Source organism: Intrasporangium mesophilum (assembly GCF_054783095.1).
The window spans coordinates 372,877-395,368 of the sequence record NZ_BAAGRF010000003.1 but is presented as its reverse complement, the minus strand read 5'-3'; the positions used below and the strand labels follow the sequence as shown (position 1 = coordinate 395,368).

Sequence of the window (22,492 nt, the reverse complement as noted above, 5' to 3'; positions counted from 1 at the left end):
GTCGGGCCCGTTCCGCGCACCGCCCGAGCGGTGTAGAACTCGTAGATGACCGCACGTCAGCGGCCCAGGTGGTCCGAGCTCCAGCCGCTGCTGCGCCCACGCGGCGGACCACTCAACCCGACTGACCGGCGGCTGGCCCGCGCCGCGTCGGTCGCCGACCTCCGGCTGCTGGCGAGACGTCGGGCGCCACGCGCGGTCTTCGACTACACCGACGGCGGCGCCGGGGACGAGTACGCCCTGCGACGGTCCCGAGCGGCATACGCCCGCGTCGAGTTCAACCCGCATGTGCTCCGCGACGTCTCCGCGGTCGGCGGTTCGACGACCATCCTGGGCAGGTGGTCGGCGGCACCGCTCGTGTTCGCGCCGACCGGGTTCACCCGGATGATGCACACCGAGGGCGAGCCCGCCGTGGCGCGGGTGGCCGAACGCGTCGGCATCCCGTACGCGCTGTCGACGATGGGCACCACCTCGATCGAGGATCTGGCGGCCGCCGCCCCGGATGCCAGGCGCTGGTTCCAGCTCTACCTGTGGCGCGACCGGGCGGCCAGTCGGGACTTCGTCGCCCGGGCCCGGGAGTCGGGCTACGAGGCGCTCGTGCTCACGGTCGACACGCCGGTCGCGGGGCCCCGGCTCCGCGATGTCCGCAACGGCCTGACCATCCCGCCCTCCCTCAGCCTGCGGACCTTCGTCGACGGCGCCCTCCATCCGGCCTGGTGGTTCGACCTGCTGACCACGGAGCCGCTCGAGTTCGCGTCGCTCGACCGTTCCGACGGCACGGTCGCAGACCTCGTCAACCGGCTCTTCGACCCGGCGGCAACACTCGAGGACCTGGCCTGGTTGCGCTCTGCGTGGGATGGGCCGCTCGTCGTCAAGGGGATCCTCTCGGTCGCTGACGCGGAGGCAGTCGTGGACGCGGGCGCGGATGCCGTGGTCGTGTCGAACCACGGCGGGCGCCAGCTGGACCGGAGCAGGACGCCGCTGGAGGTGCTGCCCGTCATCGCCGACGCGATCGGTGACCGCGCGGAGGTGTACGTCGACGGGGGCATCATGTCGGGAAGCGACATCGCGGCCGCCGTGGCGCTCGGCGCCCGGGCTGCCCTCGTGGGACGGGCCTATCTGTACGGCCTGATGGCCGGCGGTGAGCGGGGGGTGCAGCGCGCAGCGGACATCCTGCTCCGTGAGCTCACCGGCACCCTCGCGCTGCTCGGCGTGGGTGGTGTCGCGGAGCTTCGCCCAGACCATGTTCAGATCCGAGAGCCCGGCGGTACTTTCGAGCATGGACGTCATTGACTTCACGCCGAGCCGTGATCAGTACGCCTACACCTTCGGCGGCGCCGCTCCCGCAATGCGGATCAAGCCGGGGGACGTCCTTCGGCTGTGGTCTGACGATGCCTTCGGAGGTGTCCTACGCACGGTCGATGACCTGTCGAGCGCCAAAGTCGACCTCCGCTTCGTCAACCCGCAGACCGGCCCCTTCTATGTCGAGGGCGCCGAGCCGGGCGACACCCTCGTCCTGCACCTGGTGAACCTGACCCCGGCCCGGGACTGGGGCGCCTCTGCGGCCATCCCGTTCTTCGGGGGCATGACGAGCACCGACCGTGTCGTCACTCTCCAGGACCCACTCCCGGACACGACGTGGATCTACGAGGTGGACAGCGAACGCCGGACCGTGGCCTTCGCTGCACGGCATACGGACCACCGCATCGAGCTGCCGCTCGAGCCGATGCTCGGCACCGTGGGGGTGGCCCCCGCTGGCGGCGAGGTGCGCTCCTCGCTCGTCCCCGACCGCTTCGGCGGGAACATGGACACGCCGCAGATGCGCGCCGGGTCGACGGTCTATCTCGGTGTCAACGTCGAGGGGGCGCTGTTCTCGATCGGCGACGGGCACTACCGGCAGGGCGAGGGAGAGGCGTGCGGCACCGCGGTGGAGGGCGCGATGGACTCGACCATCATCGTCGAGCTGGTGAAGGGCGGAGCACCCGGGTGGCCGCGCATCGAGGACGACGCGCACGTGATGGCGGTCGGGTCGAGCCGGCCGCTGGAGGACTCGTGGCGCATCGGAAACGCCGAGCTCGTGCACTGGGTCGGCGAGCTCCTCGGTCTGCACACGATGGACGCCTACCAGCTCTGCTCCCAGATCGCCCAGGTGCCCATCGCGAACGTCGTCGACGCGAACTACAGCGTCGTCGTCAAGGCGCCGAAGGCCCTGCTTCCAGGGGCGCAGGTCTACGACGGCATCCACGCCGACCTGCGTGACCGGGCCCGCGGCCTCGGCCCGCACTGACAGAGGCATCGACCACGACGAAAGGCCCAACCCATGGATCTGCACCTCGCCGGCAAGCGCGTCCTGGTCACCGGAGGCACCCGAGGCATCGGTCGAGCGATCGTCGAGGCGTTCCTCGACGAGGGGGCCGTCGTGGGCTACTGCGCGCGCGATCCCCAGGAGGTCGACGGGACCCAGGACGACCTGGCTGGCCGCGGCCAGGTCACGGGCTCCGTGCTCGACGTCGGGGACGGCGAGGCCCTGGCTGCGTGGGTCGACCGGTCCGCCGATGCGATGGGCGGTCTGGACACGGTGGTCGCCAACGTGAGCGCGCTGGCGATCCCCGACACCGAGGAGAACTGGCAGCAGAGCCTCAACGTCGACGTCATGCACACGGTGCGTCTGGTGCGGGCGGCGATGCCACACCTCGAGCGGAGCGAGGCCGCCTCGATCATCGCGATCTCCAGCGTCTCGGGCCGGGAGTCGGACTTCGCCTCGGGTCCCTATGGCACCGCCAAGACGGCCATCGTCGGTTATGTCCACGGCCTTGCTCTGCAGCTGGCGGACAAGCGGATTCGTGCCAACACCGTCTCGCCGGGCAACACCTACTTCGACGGAGGCGTGTGGGCGAGCATCGAGACCGGGAATCCCGAGCTCTTCGCCACTGCTGTCGGCCTCAACCCGACCGGCCACATGGGCACCCCCGCGGAGATTGCCGCTCCGGTCGTGTTCCTGGCGAGCCCGCTCGCGAGCCGGATCAGCGGCACCAACCTCGTGGTCGATGGTGCGCTGACCCGCGGCGTCCAGCTCTGACTCGGCGCAGGATCGGGACGACCGATCGGATCGAGAATGGAGGGGCTAGGTGACGTGGATCGAGTAGCTGCCCGTTGCGCAGCCCGACACCCGCCACCCGCCGTCGACCTGCGTCACCTCTGTGTCCGTCACCCCCGCCGTAGTCAGGTTCGGATGTGTGTCGCCGGGCACCCAGATGTCGAGCTGGCAGTTGATGTCGGGGTCGTCGACGGTGGCGGCGAACGTCAGATCGGCGCCGCGGGAGGCCAGCGAGTCCAGCCGTCCCGGGAATGCGCGCGGGTATGCCCGGCTCAGAGGCTCTGCGAACCCCTCAGGCGGCGGACTCAGCTTGCCCGTGCGGCAGTCGACCGAGACCAGGTTGCCGCTGCTCCTCGCGTCGTCGCCCGTCTCCGGCGAGCCGCAGCCCTGACGCCACACCCAGAACGCGCCGCCGACGCCGAGCCGGTCCTGTGCCGCGACGAAGCGCTGCACCTTTGCGCCGTCCACACCCGGGTCCCCGAACCAGCCCCACTCGCCGAGCCACAAGGCGGCGCCGTACGACTTGGCCGCTTCGGCCGACATCGCCAGGTTCCGCTCGATCGACGCGATGGTCAGCCCGAGGCTCTGGTCCAGGGTGATCGACTCGCTGTACGGGTGGGGAGCGAACACCAGCTGAGCATCGGAGGTGAACCCGGGAGGTGGCGTCACGTCGAATCCGAGTCCGGACCACAGGACGCTCGGCTCGAAGAAGATCAAGTGTGCGAAACCGGGGGCCTCCGCGTCGCGGATCGCCGTGATCGCCGCGTCGTAGTACCGCCCGAGAAGCAGGGCGTTGCTGACCGGCGGGGTCGCGCCGATACCGGGCTCGTTGAGCAGGTCGTAACCGGCGACGGCCGGCTCGTTCGCGAATGCCTTCGCCACCGTCGCCCAGGTGCGGACCAGCTCGGTCTGGATGCCGTCGCGGTCTGTGTAGAAGTTGCTGTATGCCGTGGCGACCGCCGGAGCGAGGTCGCGCGCCATGAACTGGCAGTGCTGCGCAGCATCGGTGATCGTCGCCCACGCCGGGGCACCGTCCCACCCGGTCGTCGGGGACGTCCCACCGCCGCACCTCGCGTCGGGCGCGGCCAGCGCATTGCCCCAGGCGTCCTGGTGCATGTCGAGCACGGTGTAGAGGCCATGCGCTTTGGCTGACGCCACCGCGGCCTTGATCTCGTCGAGGTAGGCCTGGTCGAACGCTCCCCTGGTCGGCTCCAGCCGCGACCACGACATGCCCAGGCGGACCACGTTGAAGCCGTACGACGCGATCTGCGCGAAGTCGGCATCGACGGGCTTCTGGGTCGCGGGGACATCGGGGTCGCGCAGGTAGTAGTCGATCAGCTGGTTGACGTTGACGCCGCGAAGCACGACCCGACGGCCGGTGACGTCGCCGATGACGGGGAGCCCGTCGCTGGCCTGTGCCGGCAGCAGGTGCAGTCGTTCCATTCCGCCGCTCGCGGGGACGGGCGCCACGGCTGTAGGGCCCGGGCGTCCCGTCGGGACCATGAGTGGGATCACGAGCAGGATCACGACAGCGCCTACGACGATCCAGGTTCGCCGGCGCGCGCGGTAGGGCGTCGCGCCCTCCTGGTCGCCTCCGCCGACGCGAGCTCGCCAGCGCCACGTGACTCCGGTCGCGACGGCAGCGACCAGGCCGACGCCCACGCCGTACCCGATGCCCGTCGCAACGGCGATCAACGTGGTCGCGATCCACCAGCTGTCCGCGCCGGCATCGTCGAGGTGACCGGTCAGCGCGGCAACGGCTGCCCCGACGACCCCGAGTCCGATGCCCGCGACGAGCGCCGCGAGCCAGACCGCCAGCGGGGCCTTGTCCGGAATCCGGCGCAGAGCGGTCCGGATGGTCAGCGCGAACAGGCCGAGAAATACGACTATCCCGGCCAGCGTGCCCAGCGCGCTCGCGGCGCTGGTGGGGGCAAGCAGAGGCCCGCCGAACGCGTAACCGACCGGGCCGCCGCGCCAGTTCGAGCTGGCCAACGCCATGACCGCGACGACGACTGCAGCAACCGCCACCAGGAACGCCCAGCCCGACTCGAGCCAGTGCCCGCTGCCTGGGGCTCCGGCTGTTCCGGACCCGTTTCCGGACGCCGTTGCAGACGTGGTTCCGGACGCACGCCGGCCGAGCCCGAGAACGGCGCCCGCCGCGACCAGGGGGCCGGCCACCAGACCCTTTATCCCAGCGAACCCGCTCGTTGCAACGGCGAACTTCAGGGCGGCAGCAAGGCTCAGGTGCGGCCCGAGCATCGGGAGTGCCGCCATGAACCCGGTTGCGGCCGCAGCGAGGGCGACCGCGCCGAAAAAAAGTACCCAGGAGAAGGCGAACAGCCCTCGTCTCGAACGGACCAGCGCGTAGACCGGAACCATCGTCCCGGCCAGCAGCACCGGCAGTCCCACGACCAGCGGAGCCCACTGGTACAGCCCACCGAACCCGACCACGGGCATCCCGTGCCCTCCCACCGGGGCAAGCAGGCCCGTCGGGTCAGCGATCGCCAGGACCACGACGAGCAGGAGCACGACCGCGCCGGCGGCGGCGGACGCGCGGAGCTCTCGGCGTCGCAACAGCGTGCGCCACCGGGCGCGGAACATCGTCTGATCGGCCATAGTGAGCGCGAAGCATAACCGGGCTCTGCATGCGCGCAGGCCAGATCGCCGGACTGCGTGGCGATGGCGGACGAACCTACGGCTGCCGGAGCTCCCGCCGCATGACCGGGCGGGTTCGGTAGGTACGTCCGATCTCCACGAACCCGGCCCGCTGGAACATGGCCATGGTTCCCGTGAAGACGGCTGACGGTGACGGGGTGCCGGCCAGACCATCGGTGTCAACCGGGTGACCGTCGAGCACAGAGGCACCGTGCTGCGCAGCCCAGTCCGCAGCGGCCTCGAGCAGCGCGACTCCGACTCCGCTCCCCCGGTGTTCGCGACGCACCACGAAGCAGGACACCCACCACGCGTCGGGATCCTCATCAAGGATGCGGCCAAGGCGGCGGTGCTCGGTGATACCTGGCAACGTGAAGCGCGGCACCACCCGCGTCCAGCCGACCACCAAGCCATCGAGGACGGCCAACAGACCGATCGGAACATCTGCCTCGTGAACTTCTCGGTGCAGCGCGGCCCGGTTATCGGGCTCGCAGTGCCGCCGCAAGCGTTGGCACCAGCACGATGTGGGGTCCTTCTCCCGCGGTCCGAAGGCGCGCCCGAGCTGTGGCCACATCTGGGCCGTCGCCGGCACCACACGCACCGTGCTCATCCTTCCGCGTCCTCCAGCGCAGGTGCCATCCCAGCAGGCTAGGCGCGCTTCCGGACGATCTACATCCGGAACGCCGTGCGCCTACCGTCGGAACGTCAGGTGTACCGTGCCGCTCTCGGCAGTTTCGGCGGTGACGTCGTAGCCCGACTCCAGACCGCGCAGGTCGTCCCAGAGGCGGATACCGCGACCGAGCAGGATCGGTGCGATCGCGACGTGGAGCTGGTCGACGAGCCGCGCCTTGAGGAAGTCGCGCGCGACGCTGGCTCCGCCGCCCACGCGGACGTCCTTGCCGTCGGCGGCTTCCAGCGCGCGGTCGAGCGCCTCCTGGGGTGCCGCGGACAGGAAATGGAACGTCGTGCCGCCGGCCATCTCGATCGGCGGCCGTGGAGCGCCGTGCGTAAGAACGAACACGGGCACCCGGAACGGGGGTTCGTCGCCCCACCAGCCTCGCCAGTCCGGGTCGTCGGGGAAGTTGTGCAGGCCGAACATCCCGGCACCCATGATCTCCGCGCCGACCTCCGCGAAGTATGCCCTCGCGTACTCGTCGTCCACGCCGGTCGTGCCCTCACCCGAGGGGTCCTGCAGAACCCGTTCGCGGAAGGTCTTGGTCGCGACATAGGCATCGACCAGGCGCGACCAGTCCTCGCCCATCGGGTTCTCGCTGGTCTGATCCGTGGTGGTCGCAAATCCGTCGAGCGAGATGTTGAGGTCAACGCGAACTGCCATCTGCGCCTCCAGGGCGAGTGCTTGTGGGTTGCCCTCACGATACTGAAGCCCCCAGCGCGTCGAGGATGCTCGTGGTCGAGCGTGGCCGATGCAGACCGCATCGTTGTCTCTCGGGTAGAGAGCACATCGGGCTGATCCGTCTCAGAGCCGTATGCCGCGCAGCCGCATGAACGCGACGGGGTCCGTGGCCTGACCGTCGACGTCGACCTGGAAGTGAAGGTGCGGTCCGGTGGAGTGACCGGTGTTCCCGGTCCGGCCGATGACCTGCCCGGCCTTGACCGCGTCGCCGGCCGTGACCAGGAACGCGCTCTGGTGCATGTACTTGAGGACCACGCCACCACCGCAGTCGAGGTCGGTCTGCATTCCCCCGCCGAACGGGTCGGCCGGATCGGTGCGGGCGATCACGCCGTCACACGCTGCCCGGTCGGGCGTGCCGATCGGGACGGCGAAGTCCTGGCCGCGGTGCAGCTTCCACGACCCGTTGACCGGGTCGAGCCTCATCCCGAACGGGCTCACGAGGACGTATGCCGCCGGGGCCAGCGGGTGCGCCCACACGCCCGACACCTGGGCAGCGCCTGCGGCGCCGGTGCAGTCGAGGGTCCCGGCGGCTCCCGACAGGAGCACCTGGGCCAAGGCCCGGGCGTCGGGCTCCCACCGCTTGTAGAGCGTGGGAAAGGCCGACCGCTGGACGGCCTGGGCCGCGACCCCGAAGGGCATGCTCTGCCAGCCCTGGACGTCCAGCAGGCCCGGGTTGTTCGTGTGGGCCGAGACGCCGTAGAACGCGTCGCTCGCCTGGACCGGGTCGAGAATCGCCTCGCGGGTGCCCCACCCGGCGGACGGCCGCTGCTGGAAGAGCCCGACGGAGTCACGGTCGCCGCTCGGAAGGTTCCGCAGCGAGGACTCCTGCATGGCGGTCATCAGCGCGATGATGACCCCGTTGGCGCCTGCGTTCGCGGCCCGTCCACGGTCGGCGATGACCGTCGCGTTCGCCAGCTGCTCCGCCGACCAGCGGCTCGCGCTTGCTGGTCGGGCCGCGGCGCCCGATGGCCTCCGTGCGGCCGCTGCATCGACGGCAGCCGTGCCGGCAGAGCCCGACCCAGGAGTCAAGGTGCAGGCCACCGGGGCCGGGTCCTGGCTGCTGGCGCTCGACCCGGCGACCGCGCCGAGCAGGAGGGTGAAGCCGAGCATGCCCGCGAAGGCGGCGAGGACCAGACCGCCGACGAGACCCTTGGCCAGCCTGCGGGGGCCGATCGCGAGGAGCAGGCGGGCCCACACTCTCGGCTCAGTCCCCCGGCGCGGCCGCCGACGCCGGCACGATGTCGGTGGCCAGCCAGCGCCCCTTGACGAGCGCCAGCTCCACCCGGGTGGCTCCGGCATCGGTCGGAACCTCGAACGTCGCGGCGCTCCCGTCGGGCAGGACATGGACCATCCGCGCCGGACCGGTGACCGTGGTCGCGTCGATCCGGGCCGGGTCGGTGTACGACATGGAACGCTCGAGCTCTGGCGCGATGTACCCGCGCACGCCCGAGAGCCACTGGTCGGCTGGCAGCGACGGGCGGGCCCAGGCCGTCACGAAGCCCTGGGCCGCCTCCGCGGACCCGGCCGGGACGGCTGGGCCGGTCGGGTCGTTCGGGTTGCCGCCCGCCGGACCGGTGCCCTCTGGCGCCGACGGCGTAGTGCCCGGGAGCGTGCCGGTGGGCATGGCGGTCGTGGTGCTTGCCGGTGGGGGGTCGGCGTCTGACGGCATGCTGGGGGCAGCCGTGGTCGCCACGGCCGCCGAGGTCGCGCTCGCGGTCGGCTCCGTTGTGGCGGCGGCCCGGGACGCGACATGCCAGAGCACCATGAGGACGACGACGCCGCCCAGGACCGCGAAGAGTCTTCGCGGTGAGTGCAGGGGCCACCGCACCCAGGGAGCGATCACGTCCCAGAGCACGCCGCGGGTCTGGCGCCGGTTAGGACTCAACGAGACTCCCGTTCTCGGCGTGGTTCCTGGCCGGGCTGAAGACGACGAACACGCGCTGGCCGGCGGCGTCATAGGTCAGGTTCGAGTCGTCGACTACCGGGGTCACCGCGGTCTCTCGGTCGTCGAGGACGCGCCCCTCCACCGCTCCCGTCCCGAGCGGCGTGCGACGCGATTGGCCCTCACGACTGCCCACCGGCACCAGGTCGGGGATGCTGCGCTGCGACTCGTCGCGCGCCACCAGGGGCGTTGCGTGCTTCCCCAGGTAGGGCTCCTGGCTGGGCCGGCTGGGATGGACGAGCTCACCCGCGCCGGACCCGAGCTGCGCGAACATCGACCGCGTGCCGCCCGACACCTCGCGCGCGGTCCGTCCCGCCTCGGCCGATGGCAGCCCGGCGACCGGCCGCTCCCGCGGCGCGAACGTGCCCCGCCCACTCCCGCGGAAGGCGGCTCCGGAGGTCAGCTCGCCGGCATACTCCGGCGTCCGAGAAGCGGCCACGAACAAGGGCTCGGAGGACGGCGGCACTGCCGCCGGGTTGTGCACCGGGTGCTGTCGCTGAGGCCCCGACGGGGGTATGCCGCCCGGCCCGGGCTGCTTGTCCCGCGCGTCGTCGTCGGCGTCCTTCCCCCGCTCGGTCCCGACGCGGGTGCCGAGGTAGGCGGGCAGGAACCGCCCGGGGAACTTCATCTTCGGCAGGACCGCGGTCGGCCGGAGCAGCCTCCAGACGAGGTAGGCGACAAGGAACACCAGCACGAGCTTGAGCCAGTCGGGCAGGCTCGAGCGCAGGACGCCCACGTTGTAGCGCAGGACGACGAGGGCGGCGAGGAAGTAGATCGGGCCCATGACGAGCGGCTTGACGACCTTCTTGAACAGGCCCAGCGCCATGTCTCGGGTGGAGTCGACGAGGAAGACGACGCCGGCCACGGGCGTCAGGGGCAGTAGCAGACGGATCAGCACGTAGGCGCCCAGGACGAAGATCCCGGCGACCACGAGGAAGAGCGCGACCGTGAGCACCGAGACGAAGCTGAGCAGGGCCGTCGTGATGCGCTCGCCCCACTTGTTGCCGGTGAAGTAGTCGTAGGCGACGGGGTCGTCCTGCTGGATCTTGTCGGCGAGCTGCCGGAACGCTTGCGCCTTCGCCGCGACGATGCGCGCTCCGGCGCCGGCGGGATCCTTTGCGTACGTGTCGTACTCGTTCCAGGTGAAGTGCGTCGCGGCGAAGACGCCGGGGCCGTAGGTCCGCGCCGTCACGCCGTCGGCGTCGCCGAAGACCCCCTCGGCCCACGAGCGGAACACGGTCTCACGGGTCAACGTGTCCCACTGCCGGTCGAGGGTCCGCTTGGCCGCGGTCGCCTTGTCCTGGTTGGACTGCGGTGCGACCGGACCGACGAAGTCTGCCTTGTCGAACCCGTCGGCGATGGCGACCACTGCGGTCTGGACGCCGTCGTCGAGCAGCCTGACCGACTCGACGGGATAGCTCACCGCCCACGACGTGACGACGAGGACGAGCAGCGCCCAGGCGACCGCGTTGATCGACCCGGACAGCTGACCGCTGCGCGCCCTGAGCAGGGTGACGATCGCCACGATGGTCATGGCGACGCTCAGCCACGGGAACCAGGTCCCCGCTGCAGTCGAGGCCGTCACGCTGGCGACCGTCGTGTCCAACGAACCGATCCAGCCCGACGGGTCGACGACGAGCGTGAACAGACCCTGCCCCCACGACGGGAGGAGCCCGGGCAGCTCGAGGCCGATCAGGTTCCCGAGGTTCGCCCCGAGGCTGGGCATGATCCCGTCCTGCGGCGAGCAGCCGTTGTCGTAGTTCCACCACTTGTAGTTGGTGCCGTAGACGGACTGGATCGACACGTTCGGGTCGGTGAACGGGTCCCCGCTTACGACGATCGCCGGCCGAACCGCGATATGCCCGTAGGGATTCGACGGCAGCGGCGGGTCCCCCTTGCAGTCCGGGCCCAGAGCGGGTGCTGACGCAAGCGTCGGGCCGGCGGCCGAGAGCGCCGGCCCGGGATCCGTGAGCGGCGCCGCTGTCGCAGACCCCGCCAGGCCGAGCAGCAGTATCGCAGCGGCCAGGACGGCCAGCGCGAACCGCCGCGTCACGCAGCGCCCTCGCTCTCGCGGGGTGGGAACTGCGCGATCCGGGACGCGCGCTTCTCAGGCGAGGCCGTCGTGTTGAGTGCCTCGAACAGCTCCGGGTGGTGCTTGAGGCTCACCCGGATCTTCTCCATCCCACCGCGCCCGCCCTCGCCGCCGAGGCCGTCGCGGTAGATGAACTCCCGGAACCCGAGCCGCTCCTCGCTGCGGCGGCCGCGGGGCGAGAGGTTGCCGAGGATCTCCTCGTAGCCGATGCCCTCGGGCTTGCCGAGGAGCTTGAGAGCGTCCCGCTGAGCGTCGATGTCCTGCGTCCGCCCGACCAGGGCAGCCCCGACAAAGTTGTTGACGTTGTTGGCGCCGAGCACCGTCGAGGCGTTCTGCATCGCGACGAGGGCCGCGCAGTTGTTCTTGCGGGAGTCCGAGCTGAGCTTGTAGACCAGCGTGCGGCCCGCCCCCGATCCCTCGGTGACCTCCTGGGCCTCGTCGAGCACGAACAGCTTGCGCTCGTGCGGGTCGCCCCGATAGATCAGCTGCAGCGATGACCACGCGGCGAGCGCCATGATCGGCCGGTAGAGCAGCTCCTCCGGGCTGTAGTCCTCCAGCGCCACAGACTCGTCCGGCTTGACCAGTCCCTTGAGGTTGAAGACGGTGAACCGCGCCTCCTGCGCACGGTCCAGGTGCGCCGGAGTCACTGTGCGCGCGTGGAAGAAGAGCCGCCCGAGCTCTCGTTGCGACGCCGCCACGAGCTCGTTGGCCACGTCCTGCGCGAGCTGGTCACCGCGCCGTAGCTGCTCGATGACGGACATGGGCGAGGAGTACCGGGTGTCCGGCGAGGCTGTGATGGCCGAGCGGAGCCTCGCCTGTGCGCTGGGGTCGCGACCCATCGACAGCGGCAGGCACCAGCGCAACGTCTCGTACGCGAGGTCCCGCCGGGTCGACCGGGCCGCGTTCTCCGCGAGCTCGAGCTTGGTCGCGAAGTCCTCCTCGTCCTGCGCGTCGAGCGCGACCATGGCCCGATTCGGCTCTGGCACAACGGCATACGGCGAAAGACTGCCTGGCGCGCCACCCAGCAGGTCGACGCTGCGGGAGATGTGCGCCAGCTCGGGCAGCTTCAGCATCTTCTGCAGGCGGCCGGCCGGGTCCATGGCCACGCCGCGCACGCCCGACAGGACGAACTTGTACGAGCAGGTCCCCAGCAGCATCGACTTGCCGGAACCGGGCGTGCCGACGACCGGCACGAGGCCGCCCTGCTCCATGACCTCGGTGAGGAACCACGGGTCGAAGCAGACCGCTCGCGCCGACAGCCCGGCAGTCTCGCCGATGTGTGCGCCACGGCGGTCGCCGACCTCGGCCGTCACGGCCGGCAACCCCGCTGCCACCTTGAGGATCGGGAACTTGCGCGCGTGAGCGTTGCCCGACAACGGCTCGCCGGGGACGAACTCCCTTGCCAGGTGGTACTGCCCGAGCTCCCGTACCAGCTTGATCTGCGGCTTGTAGAGGTTGACGAGCCGAGCCGCGCGCTCCAGAGCCTCGTTCTCGGTGCTGCCCGACACGGCCACGCGGTACCAGCCGCGTGTCCGGGTCGACAGACCCGTGAACTCCGTCCGCATCTCGTCCTCGACGTCGGCCGCACGGTCGGCCTGACGGGCGAGCTGCTTCGGCGGGCGCTTCCCGTGCTCCTCACGCCAGTGCGTCATCTGCCCGTCGATCCGGTTGGTCAGCCGAGACATCTCCTTGGAGATCTCCTCCGGCGCTCGCGGGTCGACGCGGTAGAACCACTCGACGGGGAACCCGAGTCGGTCCGACTTGGCCATCCACGGCTCGTGCTTCTCGGGGATCTGGATCTCCCCCACCCGCGCCACCGTCAGGACCACGACGTGCCGTGTCACCGGCGCGTCGTTGACCGCCGTGACGATCCGGACCGAGGCGCCGAGCGGCTCGGCTGTCCACGACGCCGTGTTGACGAACTCGGCGAGGTCATCCTCGTCGAGCGAGTGCCGGTCGGGCTCGTCGGGACTGGGCACCGGGACGGGACAGCCGAGCGCGAACGAGCGTGCGAGCAGCCACTCCATGTCCTTGGGCGACGCCGGGGCCGCCTCGATGCCGGGGCCCGCCATGATCGCGTCGACCGCCTGCAGCCGATCTTCCAGCGCCTGCATCTCCCGGTCGACCGCGCCGGAGAGCACCTTTCCGAGCGCCTTGAGCGCAACCCCCCGCTCGCCGAGGTCGACCCCGTAGAAGACGAGCTTGTCGGCCTGGGTGTGCTGCGCCATGTGCAGCTGGTCCCGGTGCATCATCTCGTCGAACCCGGTCTGGGGCTCCGGGGCGTTGGCGTATGCCGCGGCGGCCCAGTGGTGGACCGGGTAGGGCCGGGTCGTGACGCGGCAGTACACCGTCGTGCCGACCAGCTCGGCGAGCTGCACGGCCTGGTCGTAGATGAGACCCTCGCCCTCCTCGACCGACCGGAAGCTCCAGGTCTGCGGGTCCGCGAGGTACCACGCGACCATCCGGTCCGAGCCCTTGCCCGAGAAGGTGACGTGGTTGACCACCGCACGCAGCGCCCAGTCGTCGAGCCGGCCGCGGTACTGCGCCTGGTCGCCGACCGGCGCCCGGCGCTCCTGACCCTTCTTGAACGGCGTCCACATGGCTCACTCCTCCCGGTCTCGCCGGGCGCGGCGGGCCAGGTACCGTCCCAGCGCACCCCGCGGCCGCGTGACGCGACCGAAGGCATCGCCCCTTGACCCACGGGCCTTCCGGTCGAGCCGCGGAGCGCGCAGATCGTTCCAGAAAGAAGCGGCGATCGCGCTGATCGGGCGCTCGGGCGTCGCGTGGTCTGCCATCACCATCGCCGCCCAGACCGTCCCGATGAGCAGCAGGCCGACGCTGAGCAGGCTGAACTGCATACCGACCTGGCGCGCGATCACGAAGGCCAAGGGGGCGATGCCGAGCCACGCGAAGATGGCCTTGTGCCGCATCGGGGCGATGTACCGGCCCGGTGGACCGAGGTAGGTCTGGTCCACCTCGTAGAGCTCGTCGTCGTCCGGGAGCCGCATGGCGGTCAGTTGTTGCCTCTGAGCAGACCGGCCATCCAGGTGCCGATGTCCGATGCGTTGGTTCCGGTCGCGATGCCCAGCACGGCCAGGCCCAGGAACAGGCCGGCCACGATGGTGATGCCCTTGCCGACATTGCCACCCCGTGCCGCCCACAGGACCGTGATGGCAAGGATCAGGATCACCAAAGGGATGGCGTTGTTCTGCAGCCAGCCGACCAGCCCGGACGTGCCGTAGTCGGCCGCCGGCAGCGCGGCAAGGGTCGTGAGGGTCTGCATGCTGTGGCTCCTTGCGTGAGACCGGGGGCTGGATCCGCCCCAGGACGTCCACTGTGACCCCTCTGCTTGAGCCGCGCGACTTGAGACTAATAGGGCGTTCACCCTCAGAGACGGCAAGTCACGATATTGCCGAACCATCCCGGCCTCGCCTGTCCCACAGGCCACACGAGCACCAGGACGGGAGACGAGCGGGACCTTCGGCCCTGGCAGAGGACCACCGGCACGAGGGGATCCTTGATCTCGAGCGCGGCACGATCGACGTGCCCCCAGGCGAGGTGAACCGACATGCAAGCGATCAAGGACGCCGCGGCTGACTTCCTGAGCCACAAGCGGGTCGCTGTCACAGGGGTATCCCGGAACGCGGCCTCACACGGCAGCAACGCCGTCTACCAGCGCCTCCGGGAGCGCGGCTACGAGGTCTACGCCGTCAACCCGAACGCCGACGAGGTCGAGGGTGACGCCGCCTACCCTGACCTGAAGTCCATCCCGGGCGGCGTCGAGGCGGTGGTGATCGGAACCCGTCCTGAACGTGCGCGGGCAACGGTCGAGGAGTGCGCCGCCCTCGGTATCCAGCGGGTGTGGATGCACCGTGGCCCTGGCGGCGGAAGCGTCTCGAAGGAGGCCGCGGACTGGGCGCGCGGGCACGGGATCACCGTCATCGACGGCGGCTGCCCGCTCATGTTCGGACCCACGGCAGATCCCGGGCACAAGGTGATGCGCTGGATGTTCAGCCTCGGCGGCAACGTGCCGCGCAGCGTCTGAGACCAGAAAGGAGGACGTCACATGGTGACTCTCCTTGCCGCCCAGGACGGCGCCGGGACGTATCTCGACTGGGGTGTCGTCCACATCTCGCTGGCCAACCTGCTGGTCATCGTGCTCATGGTCCTCGTGTTCTTCGCGGCGCTGCTGATCCCCTTCCCCAAGGCGCGTGGCGAAACGTCGCGAGGCGCCGGGAGATCTGCAGACAACCCCGACGAGAAGGGGGTGGACCGATGAGCTCGACCACCTGGACCGAGCGGCTGCGCACGCGGATCGAGCACACCGTCCCACCGGGTGAGGCACTCCCGGACCGGCAGCCGGCATACGTCTCGTCGTGGATCTACGTCTTCGGCGTGCTCACCCTGGCCGCACTCGTCGTCATCGTCCTCACGGGCTGCATTCTCAGCCTGGGTGGAGTGGAATGGTGGCACACCTCGTCGGTGGGCCATTTCGTCAACAGCCTCCATCTGTGGTCGGTCGAGCTCTTCTTCTTCTTCATGGTCATCCACCTGTGGGGCAAGTTCTGGATGGCCGCGTGGCGTGGCGGACGGGTCCTGACCTGGGTCACTGGTGCGGTCGCGTTCCTCGCCTCCATCGGCACGGCCTTCACCGGATATCTCATCCAGTCGAACTTCGACAGCCAGTGGATCAGCACCCAAGCCAAGGATGGGCTCAACTCGGTCGGGATCGGCGCCTACTTCAACGTCCTCAACACCGCCCAGATGGTGTTGTTCCACGTGGTCCTGCTTCCCCTCGCGGTCGGTCTCATCACCGTGGTGCACGTGATCCTGGTCCGCCGCAAGGGCGTCGTCCCACCGATCGACGCGAAGGAGCCGTCGTCATGAGCACTCTCGCGCGGCGCCGGCACGCGGTCGAGACCCCGGACTCGCACACGTTCCCGACGCGCCGTTACGACCTGGTCAAGGAGTTCGTCATCGCGCTCGCCTCGGTCGCCGCCCTCACGGTGGTCCTCGCCATCATCTTCGGCTCACCCGACGAGAAGGCGATCTCGCTGCAGGACTGGGCCAAGGCGGCCCCGAACGACGTTGTGGCCACCGCGGCCGCCGAGCTGTCCGGAGACAGCGGGACGGCCGGGTACGGCCCGCCCTACAACGATGCGTCCGAAGGTCAGAAGCTCCTGGGCATCCCCCTGCAGAAGTGGGCCGGGGTCACCTATCCCATCGACGCCGCGAACGACTTCGTCATCAACCCGCTCCGGGCCGTCTCGGGCGACGCAACGCTCACCGCTGCAATCAACCAGTGGGCTCATGCGACGCCCGACCAGCAGACCTCGTGGGCCAGTGGGTACGTGACCGCCCTGGGCAACGCCGCCAACGGAGACCCCGCCAAGGTCGTCCCCGGTGACTTCGGCCCGGTGCCGGCGCTGTCGACGGCATACGAACGCCTGGCGGCGAGCGGCGGGCTTGAGCAGCTCGTCAGCGAAAACGCCTTCTACGGAGGCGATCCCACGCGTCGACTGCTCCTGCTCGCCGACGGAAGCTACCTCGAGGACCAGGCCCGAGCGCGCAGCCTCGGCGGTGACCAGTGGGGGATGATGAACGAGACCGGCAACTACCCCGGCCAGCCATGGCTCTGGCTCTACACCTTCTGGTATCAAGTCCCGCCGTTCAGCACGTCCGACAACGCTGACGCGCTCGTCTGGGGCCTCATGATGCTTCTCAGCCTCGGTCTCGTGCTGCTCCCCTTGATCCCCGGGCTGCGGGACATCCCGCGACTCGTCCCGATCCACCGGCTCGTCTGGCGCGACTGGTACCGCCGCGAGCGCGCGCCCCGCTGAGCGGCAGGCGGGTGCGTCAGGCCGCGCGTGCGATCACGTCCTCCATGCCTTCGCCCATGAGTCGAGTGGCTCGAGGTGCGTGAGCAGCAGGCGACCCTGTTCCGTCAGGGAGTACCCGTCCTCACCGGGCGCGAGAATCCCCGCCTCTTTCAGTTCGCGAACCCGCTCGGCCAGCACGCTGGACGAGACGCCGCCACAGCGCTTCTGCAGGTCGCGAAATGTCGTCGGACCGCTCCGAAGCTCCCACAGCACGCGCAGCGCCCAGCGTCGCCCGAGCAGGTCGAGCAGCGCCATGATGGGCCGGCCTGTTTCTGACCCACGTACCGGGCGTCCGGGTAACGGCGTCGCTGTCATGTGCTTTCCTTTCCGAAGCGCCAATGCTACCGTGACTGACATGCCTCTGAAAACGAAGCATCCGCGCGTGGCGCCGGTGGAGCCGCCCTACGACGCTGAGACAGCGGAGGCGCTGGGAATGCTCGGACCCCCGATCCAGCTTTTTCGCGTGTTCGCCCGGCGGCCCGACCTGGCTCGGTCGGTCGCCGGCTGGGGGCGCTACTACCTGTCGCGCAGATCCGCGCTGACACTTCGCCATCGCGAGCTCGTCATCGACCGCACCACCGCCCTGTGCGGCGCCGGCTACGAGTGGGGCGTGCACATCGCCCAGTTCGCTGGGAAGGCGGAGCTCAGCGACTCCCAGCTCGAGTCGCTGGCGACAGGCAAGCCGACCGATGCGTGCTGGCCGGCCGGTGACCGGCCGGTGCTCACGGCCGTCGACACTCTGCACGAGATGTCCGACCTCGACGACGAAACCTGGACCAACCTCGTCGACTCCGTCGGTCAGGACGGCGCTCTGGAACTGCTCCTCCTTACAGGCTGGTACCACGCGATCTCGTTCGCCGTGAACGCGCTACACCTGCCGCTCGAGCCAGGCACGAAGGGGCTCGATTGACGACATCCTCCCCGGACCGATCTGAGCTTCTGGATCACGGGGCGAGGATTCGGATGGTCGCGATCATGTCGCGCTGCTGGTCCAACACCCGCTCCGACGTCTGAGGGAAGGCGGACCGCTCGATCACCACGCGCCGGCCGTGGACGTCGACAATCCAGAGCTCCACGATCTCGGCGAACCAGGTCATGCTGCGGTAGGTGGCAAGGTTGAAGTCGAGGCATCGTCTGGCATCCGGTTCGGCGTGGACCTGGAGGATGACGTGCACGCCGTCGCGGCCGAATGCCCTGACGGGCTCAGGCTGCTCGAGGACGTCGAACCCGTAGCTCCTGGGCAGGGCGTTGGCGAGGTCGATCGGTCTCGGCCCGGGGTCGACCCACCGGCGCCGCAGCCTGTCGCAGCCCCCGCTCGCCACTCTGTCGATGGACATAGCGCGCACCCCGGCGACGTCAGGTTGGCCGCCGTTCACCTGACCCTTCACGACAGCGCCCTTCTCGAGGAACCACCCGCTCGCAGGAACGGTGAACTCGACGATGGCACCAGCGGCGACCCCCGGCAGGGACTCCTCCTGCCACTCGTGGCCGATCGTCATCCGATACGTGGCACCGGGCCGAAGCGCCGCTCGGGCGGAAACTACCGGGCCGGTCGGGGCGACTCTCTGGGCCTGCCACTCGAGCGGCGCGGGAACTGTCTGAGGGGCTTCCGGCACGGAATACACCGGAGGCGGCGCCTCCTGCACCGGCGTCATGGTGGGTCCGCTCATGTCGCCGTCCCTCTCGAGCGGTCCGGCCGTTGTCGACAGCGGGGAAAGGACCGGCGGTCCTGCCGCGTCGGTGCACGCACCAGTCACGGCGAGGACGCAGCACAGGCCGGTCAGGACCGGCCCGCACCGCCATCCTCGAGCGACTTCCCGTGTGGAGGTCTCCACAGCCCCTCCCTGCCAACGCTGGCAAGCACCCCCTCCCTGTGATTATTGGCTACTTGTTTCACTGACGGCGCATCTAGGGTCGAGCCATGGAGTTCGTCTCGGTGCCGAAAGCTCGGCCGGGTGACAAGGTGGCTGTGCTGTCGCCATCGTTCGCCGCGCCCGCCATCGCGCCGGCGATCCACGAGCAGGCGCTTCGACGGCTCGCCGGAGTCACCGGCTTGGTGCCGGTCGAATACCCGACCACCCGCAAGCTCGGCGCATCTGCCGCAGAACGTGCCGCGGATCTGAACACAGCTTTCGCCGACCCCGAGATCCGTGCTGTCCTCGCCACGATCGGCGGCGACGACCAGATCACCGTCGTCCCGCATCTGGACGCGCGGCTCATCGCCGACGATCCCAAGCCCTTCCTCGGCTACAGCGACAACACCAACGTCTTGAACTGGCTGTGGAGCAACGGCGTCCCGGGCTTCTACGGTGGATCGACGCAGGTCCACATCGGTCCCGGACCGCGTCTGGATCGCGTGCACGAGATATCGCTTCGTGCCGCCCTGCTGACCGGCGAGCGTGTTGAGGTGACCGAGCCCGGAGAGTCAGAGGACATGGGTCTCGAATGGAACGACCCCCGCGCCCTGACAGAGTTCGGGAGCCGCGAACCCACCGAGCCATGGTCCTGGTCCGGACCCGAGCGCCCAGTGACCGGACGCACGTGGGGTGGCTGCATCGAGGCGATCCAGTGGATCCTCACCGCTGGCCGCTTCCCGTCAGACCCGTCAGTCCTGAAGGGTGGCGTGCTCTTGCTGGAGACGTCCGAGGAGTTGATCCCAGCCCGCGAGTTCAGCTATATCCTGCGCTCCTTGGGCGAGCGCGGTCTGCTGTCGGCGATCGACGCCGTGATAGTCGCCAGGCCACCCACCTCGGACTTCACCGTCCAGCCCACCGCCGCCGAACGTCGAGCCAAGCGCGACGAGCAGCGGGACGCGGCCTTCGCGGTCATCGCGCGGTACAACCCGGACGCAGTCGTGGTCGTCGGCCCACCGTTCGGTCACACCAGGCCACAGTGGATCGTGCCGTACGGAGGAACGATGACCGTGGACGGTTCGACAAGAAGAGTCTTCGCCGACTACCGCTGACCTGCGCGTCCGATCGTTCGACTCCGTGACAGAGGTGGTGCCGGTTACTTCTTCCGATGTCGGTTACCAATAGGTAACACTGGTGGTGACAACGGGAGGCGCAGATGAGTCACGACGTGTCCGAGAGGGAAGCACAGCGGCGCGACGCCGGCGAGGTGGTAGAACCGCTCCCCGTGCAGTCCGCGAGAGACAGCGAGGGGGCTTCGGGGACGCGGCTGGGCGCCACCGAGTCCGAGGCCAGGGCGTTGGCCGAGGCCGCACGCGAGTCCGAGTGGAACCGCCCCAGCTTCGCCAAGGGGATCTACCTCGGCCGCTTCGACCTCTCTCTGATCCACCCGCACCCCCGCGGCGCCGACGACGACATCGAGCGCGGTGAGGCCTTTCTGGCGAAGCTGCGCGCGGTGTGCGAGACCATCGACGGCCACCGCGTTGAGCGCGAGGACCGGATTCCGAACGAGTACCTCGCGGCACTGTCGGACATCGGCGCTTTCGGCATCAAGATCCCGCGGCGCTACGGCGGCCTGGGGCTCACCATGGCGTATTACGGGCGAGCCCTGATGCTCCTGGGGTCTGTACACCCGAGCATCGGCGCGCTCGTGTCGGCGCACCAGTCGATCGGCGTGCCGGAGCCCGTCAGGATGTTCGGGACCGAGGAACAGAAACAGCGGTTCCTGCCCCGCTGTGCCGCAGGCGCGATTACCGCCTTCCTGCTCACCGAGCCCGACGTCGGTTCCGATCCGGCCCGGATGTCCTCGACTGCGACGCCCTCGTCCGACGGAACGGGCTATCTGCTCGACGGTGTGAAGCTGTGGACCACCAACGGCGTCATCGCCGAGCTCGTCGTCGTGATGGCGCGAGTCCCCCAGCACGACGGCGGCCGTGGCGGGATCAGCGCTTTCGTCGTCGACACTGCCTCCGAGGGCATCACGGTCGAGAGGCGCAATGCGTTCATGGGCCTCAAGGGCCTGGAAAACGGCGTGACCCGCTTCCACCAGGTGCGAGTGCCGGTCGAGAACCGGCTTGGCGCCGAGGGCCAGGGCCTCAAGATCGCGCTGACCACGCTCAACACCGGGCGGCTCTCCATCCCCGCCCTGTGCGCAGCGGCCGGCAAGTGGTCACTCAAGATCGCCCGCGAGTGGTCGGCCGAACGTGTGCAGTGGGGGCGGCCCATAGGCCAGCATGGCGCGGTCGCGGAGAAGATCTCATTCGTCGCTGCGACGACGTTCGCCCTGGAGGCTGTGCTCGAGCTGTCGGCAGCGCTCGCAGACGCAGGGACCAAGGACATCCGCATCGAGGCCGCGCTGGCGAAGCTCTGGTCCAGTGAGATGGCGTGGCTGGTCGCCGACGAGCTCGTACAGATCCGAGGTGGGCGGGGTTACGAGACCGCTGCGTCGCTGGCCGCCCGCGGGGAGCGTGCCGTGAACGTCGAGCAGCTCCTCCGCGACCTGCGCATCAACCGGATCTTCGAGGGATCCACCGAGATCATGCACCTGGTCATCGCGCGCGAGGCGGTCGACGCACACCTGGCCGCGGCGGGCGATCTGGCCAAGCCCGACGCCGACCTTCATCAGAAGCTGAGAGCCGCGGCGAAGGCAAGCGGCTTCTACGCGAAGTGGCTCCCCCACCTCGCCGCCGGCACCGGAACCGTGCCTACCGGCTTCCACGACTTCGGTCCACTGGCCCGGCACCTGAGGTACGCCGAGCGATCCTCACGCAAGCTGGCCCGCCAGACCTTCTACGGCATGTCGCGCTGGCAGGCCAGGCTCGAGTACAAGCAGGGCTTCCTCGGACGCATCGTCGATATCGGCGCCGAGCTGTTCGCCATCGCTGCGGCCTGCGCACGCGCCGAGATGATCCGCACCGAAGACCCCGACCAAGGTAAGGCGGCGTACGCGCTCGCCGAAGCCTTCTGCGAACAGGCCCGACTACGCGTGGACCACCTCTTCCAACGACTCTGGACCAACACTGACGACAACGACGGACGGATCGCGGCCCGCGTCCTCGACGGAGACTTCACCTGGCTCGAGGACGGAGTCCTCGACCAGTCCGAGGGCACCGGGCCCTGGATCGCGGAGTGGACACCAGGACCGAGCGACCACGAGACGGTCCGCCGCCACTACCGCTGAACGAGGGTGGCCGACGCCGACCCCGCCGGCGCCGGCGGCATCCCCGTCGACGCAGGCGGACCGCGACAGCCCGCCAGCTGGCCACCCGCCGTCGTGGAGGATTGACGTCGCCAGGACAACCTCAAGCATCCACACCCGGCCACCTGCGGGTCACCATCGCCGACAACGGACGAGGCTTCGACGCCCACGCACGCACGGCAACGGGCGGCCTGGCCAATATGCGCGACCGCGTTACCGCGGCCTGCGGCACTATCCGGCTCGGGAGCAACACACCATCAGGCACCATCGTCAGCGTCGAGCTCCCGGTCTCGACCGGGAGGGACCCGTC

21 protein-coding genes are annotated in these 22,492 nt (G+C 69.7%); 10 read left to right on the top strand and 11 right to left on the bottom strand.

Translation table 11 applies throughout. The annotated features are described in order from the left end of the window. Positions 1-45: 45 nt before the first annotated feature. The 3 genes from ACYVLP_RS03220 to ACYVLP_RS03210 are packed head-to-tail and all read left to right on the top strand — an operon-like array spanning position 46 to position 3,076. Positions 46-1,290: an alpha-hydroxy acid oxidase gene (locus tag ACYVLP_RS03220; protein WP_460625881.1), complete on the top strand. Its 1,245-nt coding sequence runs from the start codon at positions 46-48 to the stop codon at positions 1,288-1,290. Next, on the top strand, positions 1,277-2,284 hold the full coding sequence (locus ACYVLP_RS03215; protein ID WP_460625880.1) for an acetamidase/formamidase family protein: 1,008 nt from the start codon (positions 1,277-1,279) through the stop codon (positions 2,282-2,284). The genes ACYVLP_RS03220 and ACYVLP_RS03215 overlap by 14 nt, the downstream gene beginning before the upstream one ends. A gap of 33 nt (positions 2,285-2,317) precedes the next feature. Beyond that, positions 2,318-3,076 (top strand): SDR family NAD(P)-dependent oxidoreductase, encoded by a 759-nt coding sequence (locus ACYVLP_RS03210; RefSeq protein WP_460625879.1) that lies wholly within the window; start codon positions 2,318-2,320, stop codon positions 3,074-3,076. A 45-nt stretch (positions 3,077-3,121) separates the two neighbouring features. Here the strand turns inward: ACYVLP_RS03210 and ACYVLP_RS03205 are convergent, their stop codons facing one another. From ACYVLP_RS03205 to ACYVLP_RS03165, 9 genes are all read right to left on the bottom strand, one after another. Beyond that, positions 3,122-5,710, bottom strand: coding sequence for a cellulase family glycosylhydrolase (locus ACYVLP_RS03205; RefSeq protein ID WP_460625878.1), 2,589 nt, complete (start codon positions 5,708-5,710; stop codon positions 3,122-3,124). A gap of 76 nt (positions 5,711-5,786) precedes the next feature. Beyond that, on the bottom strand, positions 5,787-6,320 hold the full coding sequence (locus ACYVLP_RS03200; protein ID WP_460625932.1) for a GNAT family N-acetyltransferase: 534 nt from the start codon (positions 6,318-6,320) through the stop codon (positions 5,787-5,789). 117 nt (positions 6,321-6,437) lie between these two features. Continuing rightward, on the bottom strand, positions 6,438-7,082 hold the full coding sequence (locus ACYVLP_RS03195) for a dihydrofolate reductase family protein (protein WP_460625877.1): 645 nt from the start codon (positions 7,080-7,082) through the stop codon (positions 6,438-6,440). A gap of 141 nt (positions 7,083-7,223) precedes the next feature. Further along, positions 7,224-8,357 (bottom strand): M23 family metallopeptidase, encoded by a 1,134-nt coding sequence (locus tag ACYVLP_RS03190; RefSeq protein WP_460625876.1) that lies wholly within the window; start codon positions 8,355-8,357, stop codon positions 7,224-7,226. A 7-nt stretch (positions 8,358-8,364) separates the two neighbouring features. Beyond that, positions 8,365-9,015 carry a hypothetical protein gene (locus ACYVLP_RS03185; protein WP_460625875.1) on the bottom strand — a complete coding sequence of 217 codons (651 nt, stop codon included), beginning with the start codon at positions 9,013-9,015 and terminating at the stop codon, positions 8,365-8,367. A 19-nt stretch (positions 9,016-9,034) separates the two neighbouring features. After that, positions 9,035-11,155, bottom strand: a complete 2,121-nt coding sequence (locus ACYVLP_RS03180; RefSeq protein WP_460625874.1) for a TrbL/VirB6 family protein — start codon at positions 11,153-11,155, stop codon at positions 9,035-9,037. Next, complete coding sequence (locus ACYVLP_RS03175; RefSeq protein WP_460625873.1) at positions 11,152-13,794, bottom strand: ATP-binding protein; 2,643 nt, start codon at positions 13,792-13,794, stop codon at positions 11,152-11,154. The genes ACYVLP_RS03180 and ACYVLP_RS03175 overlap by 4 nt, the downstream gene beginning before the upstream one ends. A gap of 3 nt (positions 13,795-13,797) precedes the next feature. Next, positions 13,798-14,202 carry a hypothetical protein gene (locus tag ACYVLP_RS03170; RefSeq protein WP_460625872.1) on the bottom strand — a complete coding sequence of 135 codons (405 nt, stop codon included), beginning with the start codon at positions 14,200-14,202 and terminating at the stop codon, positions 13,798-13,800. Positions 14,203-14,207: 5 nt separating this feature from the next. Continuing rightward, a complete protein-coding gene (locus ACYVLP_RS03165; protein ID WP_452267651.1) occupies positions 14,208-14,477 on the bottom strand; it encodes a hypothetical protein in 270 nt (89 codons plus the stop codon). Positions 14,478-14,762: 285 nt separating this feature from the next. Between ACYVLP_RS03165 and ACYVLP_RS03160 the strand changes: the two genes are divergently transcribed. From ACYVLP_RS03160 to ACYVLP_RS03145, 4 genes are read left to right on the top strand one after another with little or no spacing between them, the layout of a single operon-like run. Further along, positions 14,763-15,239 carry a CoA-binding protein gene (locus ACYVLP_RS03160; RefSeq protein ID WP_460625871.1) on the top strand — a complete coding sequence of 159 codons (477 nt, stop codon included), beginning with the start codon at positions 14,763-14,765 and terminating at the stop codon, positions 15,237-15,239. 21 nt (positions 15,240-15,260) lie between these two features. After that, complete coding sequence (locus tag ACYVLP_RS03155) at positions 15,261-15,473, top strand: hypothetical protein (protein ID WP_460625870.1); 213 nt, start codon at positions 15,261-15,263, stop codon at positions 15,471-15,473. Beyond that, on the top strand, positions 15,470-16,081 hold the full coding sequence (locus ACYVLP_RS03150) for a cytochrome b N-terminal domain-containing protein (RefSeq protein ID WP_460625869.1): 612 nt from the start codon (positions 15,470-15,472) through the stop codon (positions 16,079-16,081). Before ACYVLP_RS03155 ends, ACYVLP_RS03150 begins: the two co-directional genes overlap by 4 nt. Continuing rightward, positions 16,078-17,034, top strand: a complete 957-nt coding sequence (locus ACYVLP_RS03145; protein WP_460625868.1) for a hypothetical protein — start codon at positions 16,078-16,080, stop codon at positions 17,032-17,034. Before ACYVLP_RS03150 ends, ACYVLP_RS03145 begins: the two co-directional genes overlap by 4 nt. A gap of 33 nt (positions 17,035-17,067) precedes the next feature. Here ACYVLP_RS03145 and ACYVLP_RS03140 read toward each other — a convergent pair whose 3' ends face one another. Continuing rightward, complete coding sequence (locus ACYVLP_RS03140; RefSeq protein WP_460625867.1) at positions 17,068-17,328, bottom strand: winged helix-turn-helix transcriptional regulator; 261 nt, start codon at positions 17,326-17,328, stop codon at positions 17,068-17,070. A 100-nt stretch (positions 17,329-17,428) separates the two neighbouring features. On the opposite strand from ACYVLP_RS03140, the gene ACYVLP_RS03135 reads away from it, so the two are divergent. Further along, on the top strand, positions 17,429-17,983 hold the full coding sequence (locus ACYVLP_RS03135; protein WP_460625866.1) for a carboxymuconolactone decarboxylase family protein: 555 nt from the start codon (positions 17,429-17,431) through the stop codon (positions 17,981-17,983). 34 nt (positions 17,984-18,017) lie between these two features. On the opposite strand, the gene ACYVLP_RS03130 is transcribed toward ACYVLP_RS03135, so the two are convergent. Then, positions 18,018-18,743, bottom strand: a complete 726-nt coding sequence (locus ACYVLP_RS03130; protein WP_460625865.1) for a hypothetical protein — start codon at positions 18,741-18,743, stop codon at positions 18,018-18,020. 251 nt (positions 18,744-18,994) lie between these two features. Between ACYVLP_RS03130 and ACYVLP_RS03125 the strand changes: the two genes are divergently transcribed. Further along, positions 18,995-20,038 (top strand): S66 family peptidase, encoded by a 1,044-nt coding sequence (locus ACYVLP_RS03125; RefSeq protein ID WP_460625864.1) that lies wholly within the window; start codon positions 18,995-18,997, stop codon positions 20,036-20,038. A 104-nt stretch (positions 20,039-20,142) separates the two neighbouring features. Continuing rightward, the gene (locus tag ACYVLP_RS03120; RefSeq protein ID WP_460625863.1) at positions 20,143-22,164 is read left to right on the top strand and encodes an acyl-CoA dehydrogenase family protein; all 2,022 of its coding nucleotides are present in this window, start codon (positions 20,143-20,145) and stop codon (positions 22,162-22,164) included. Positions 22,165-22,492: the final 328 nt, after the last annotated feature.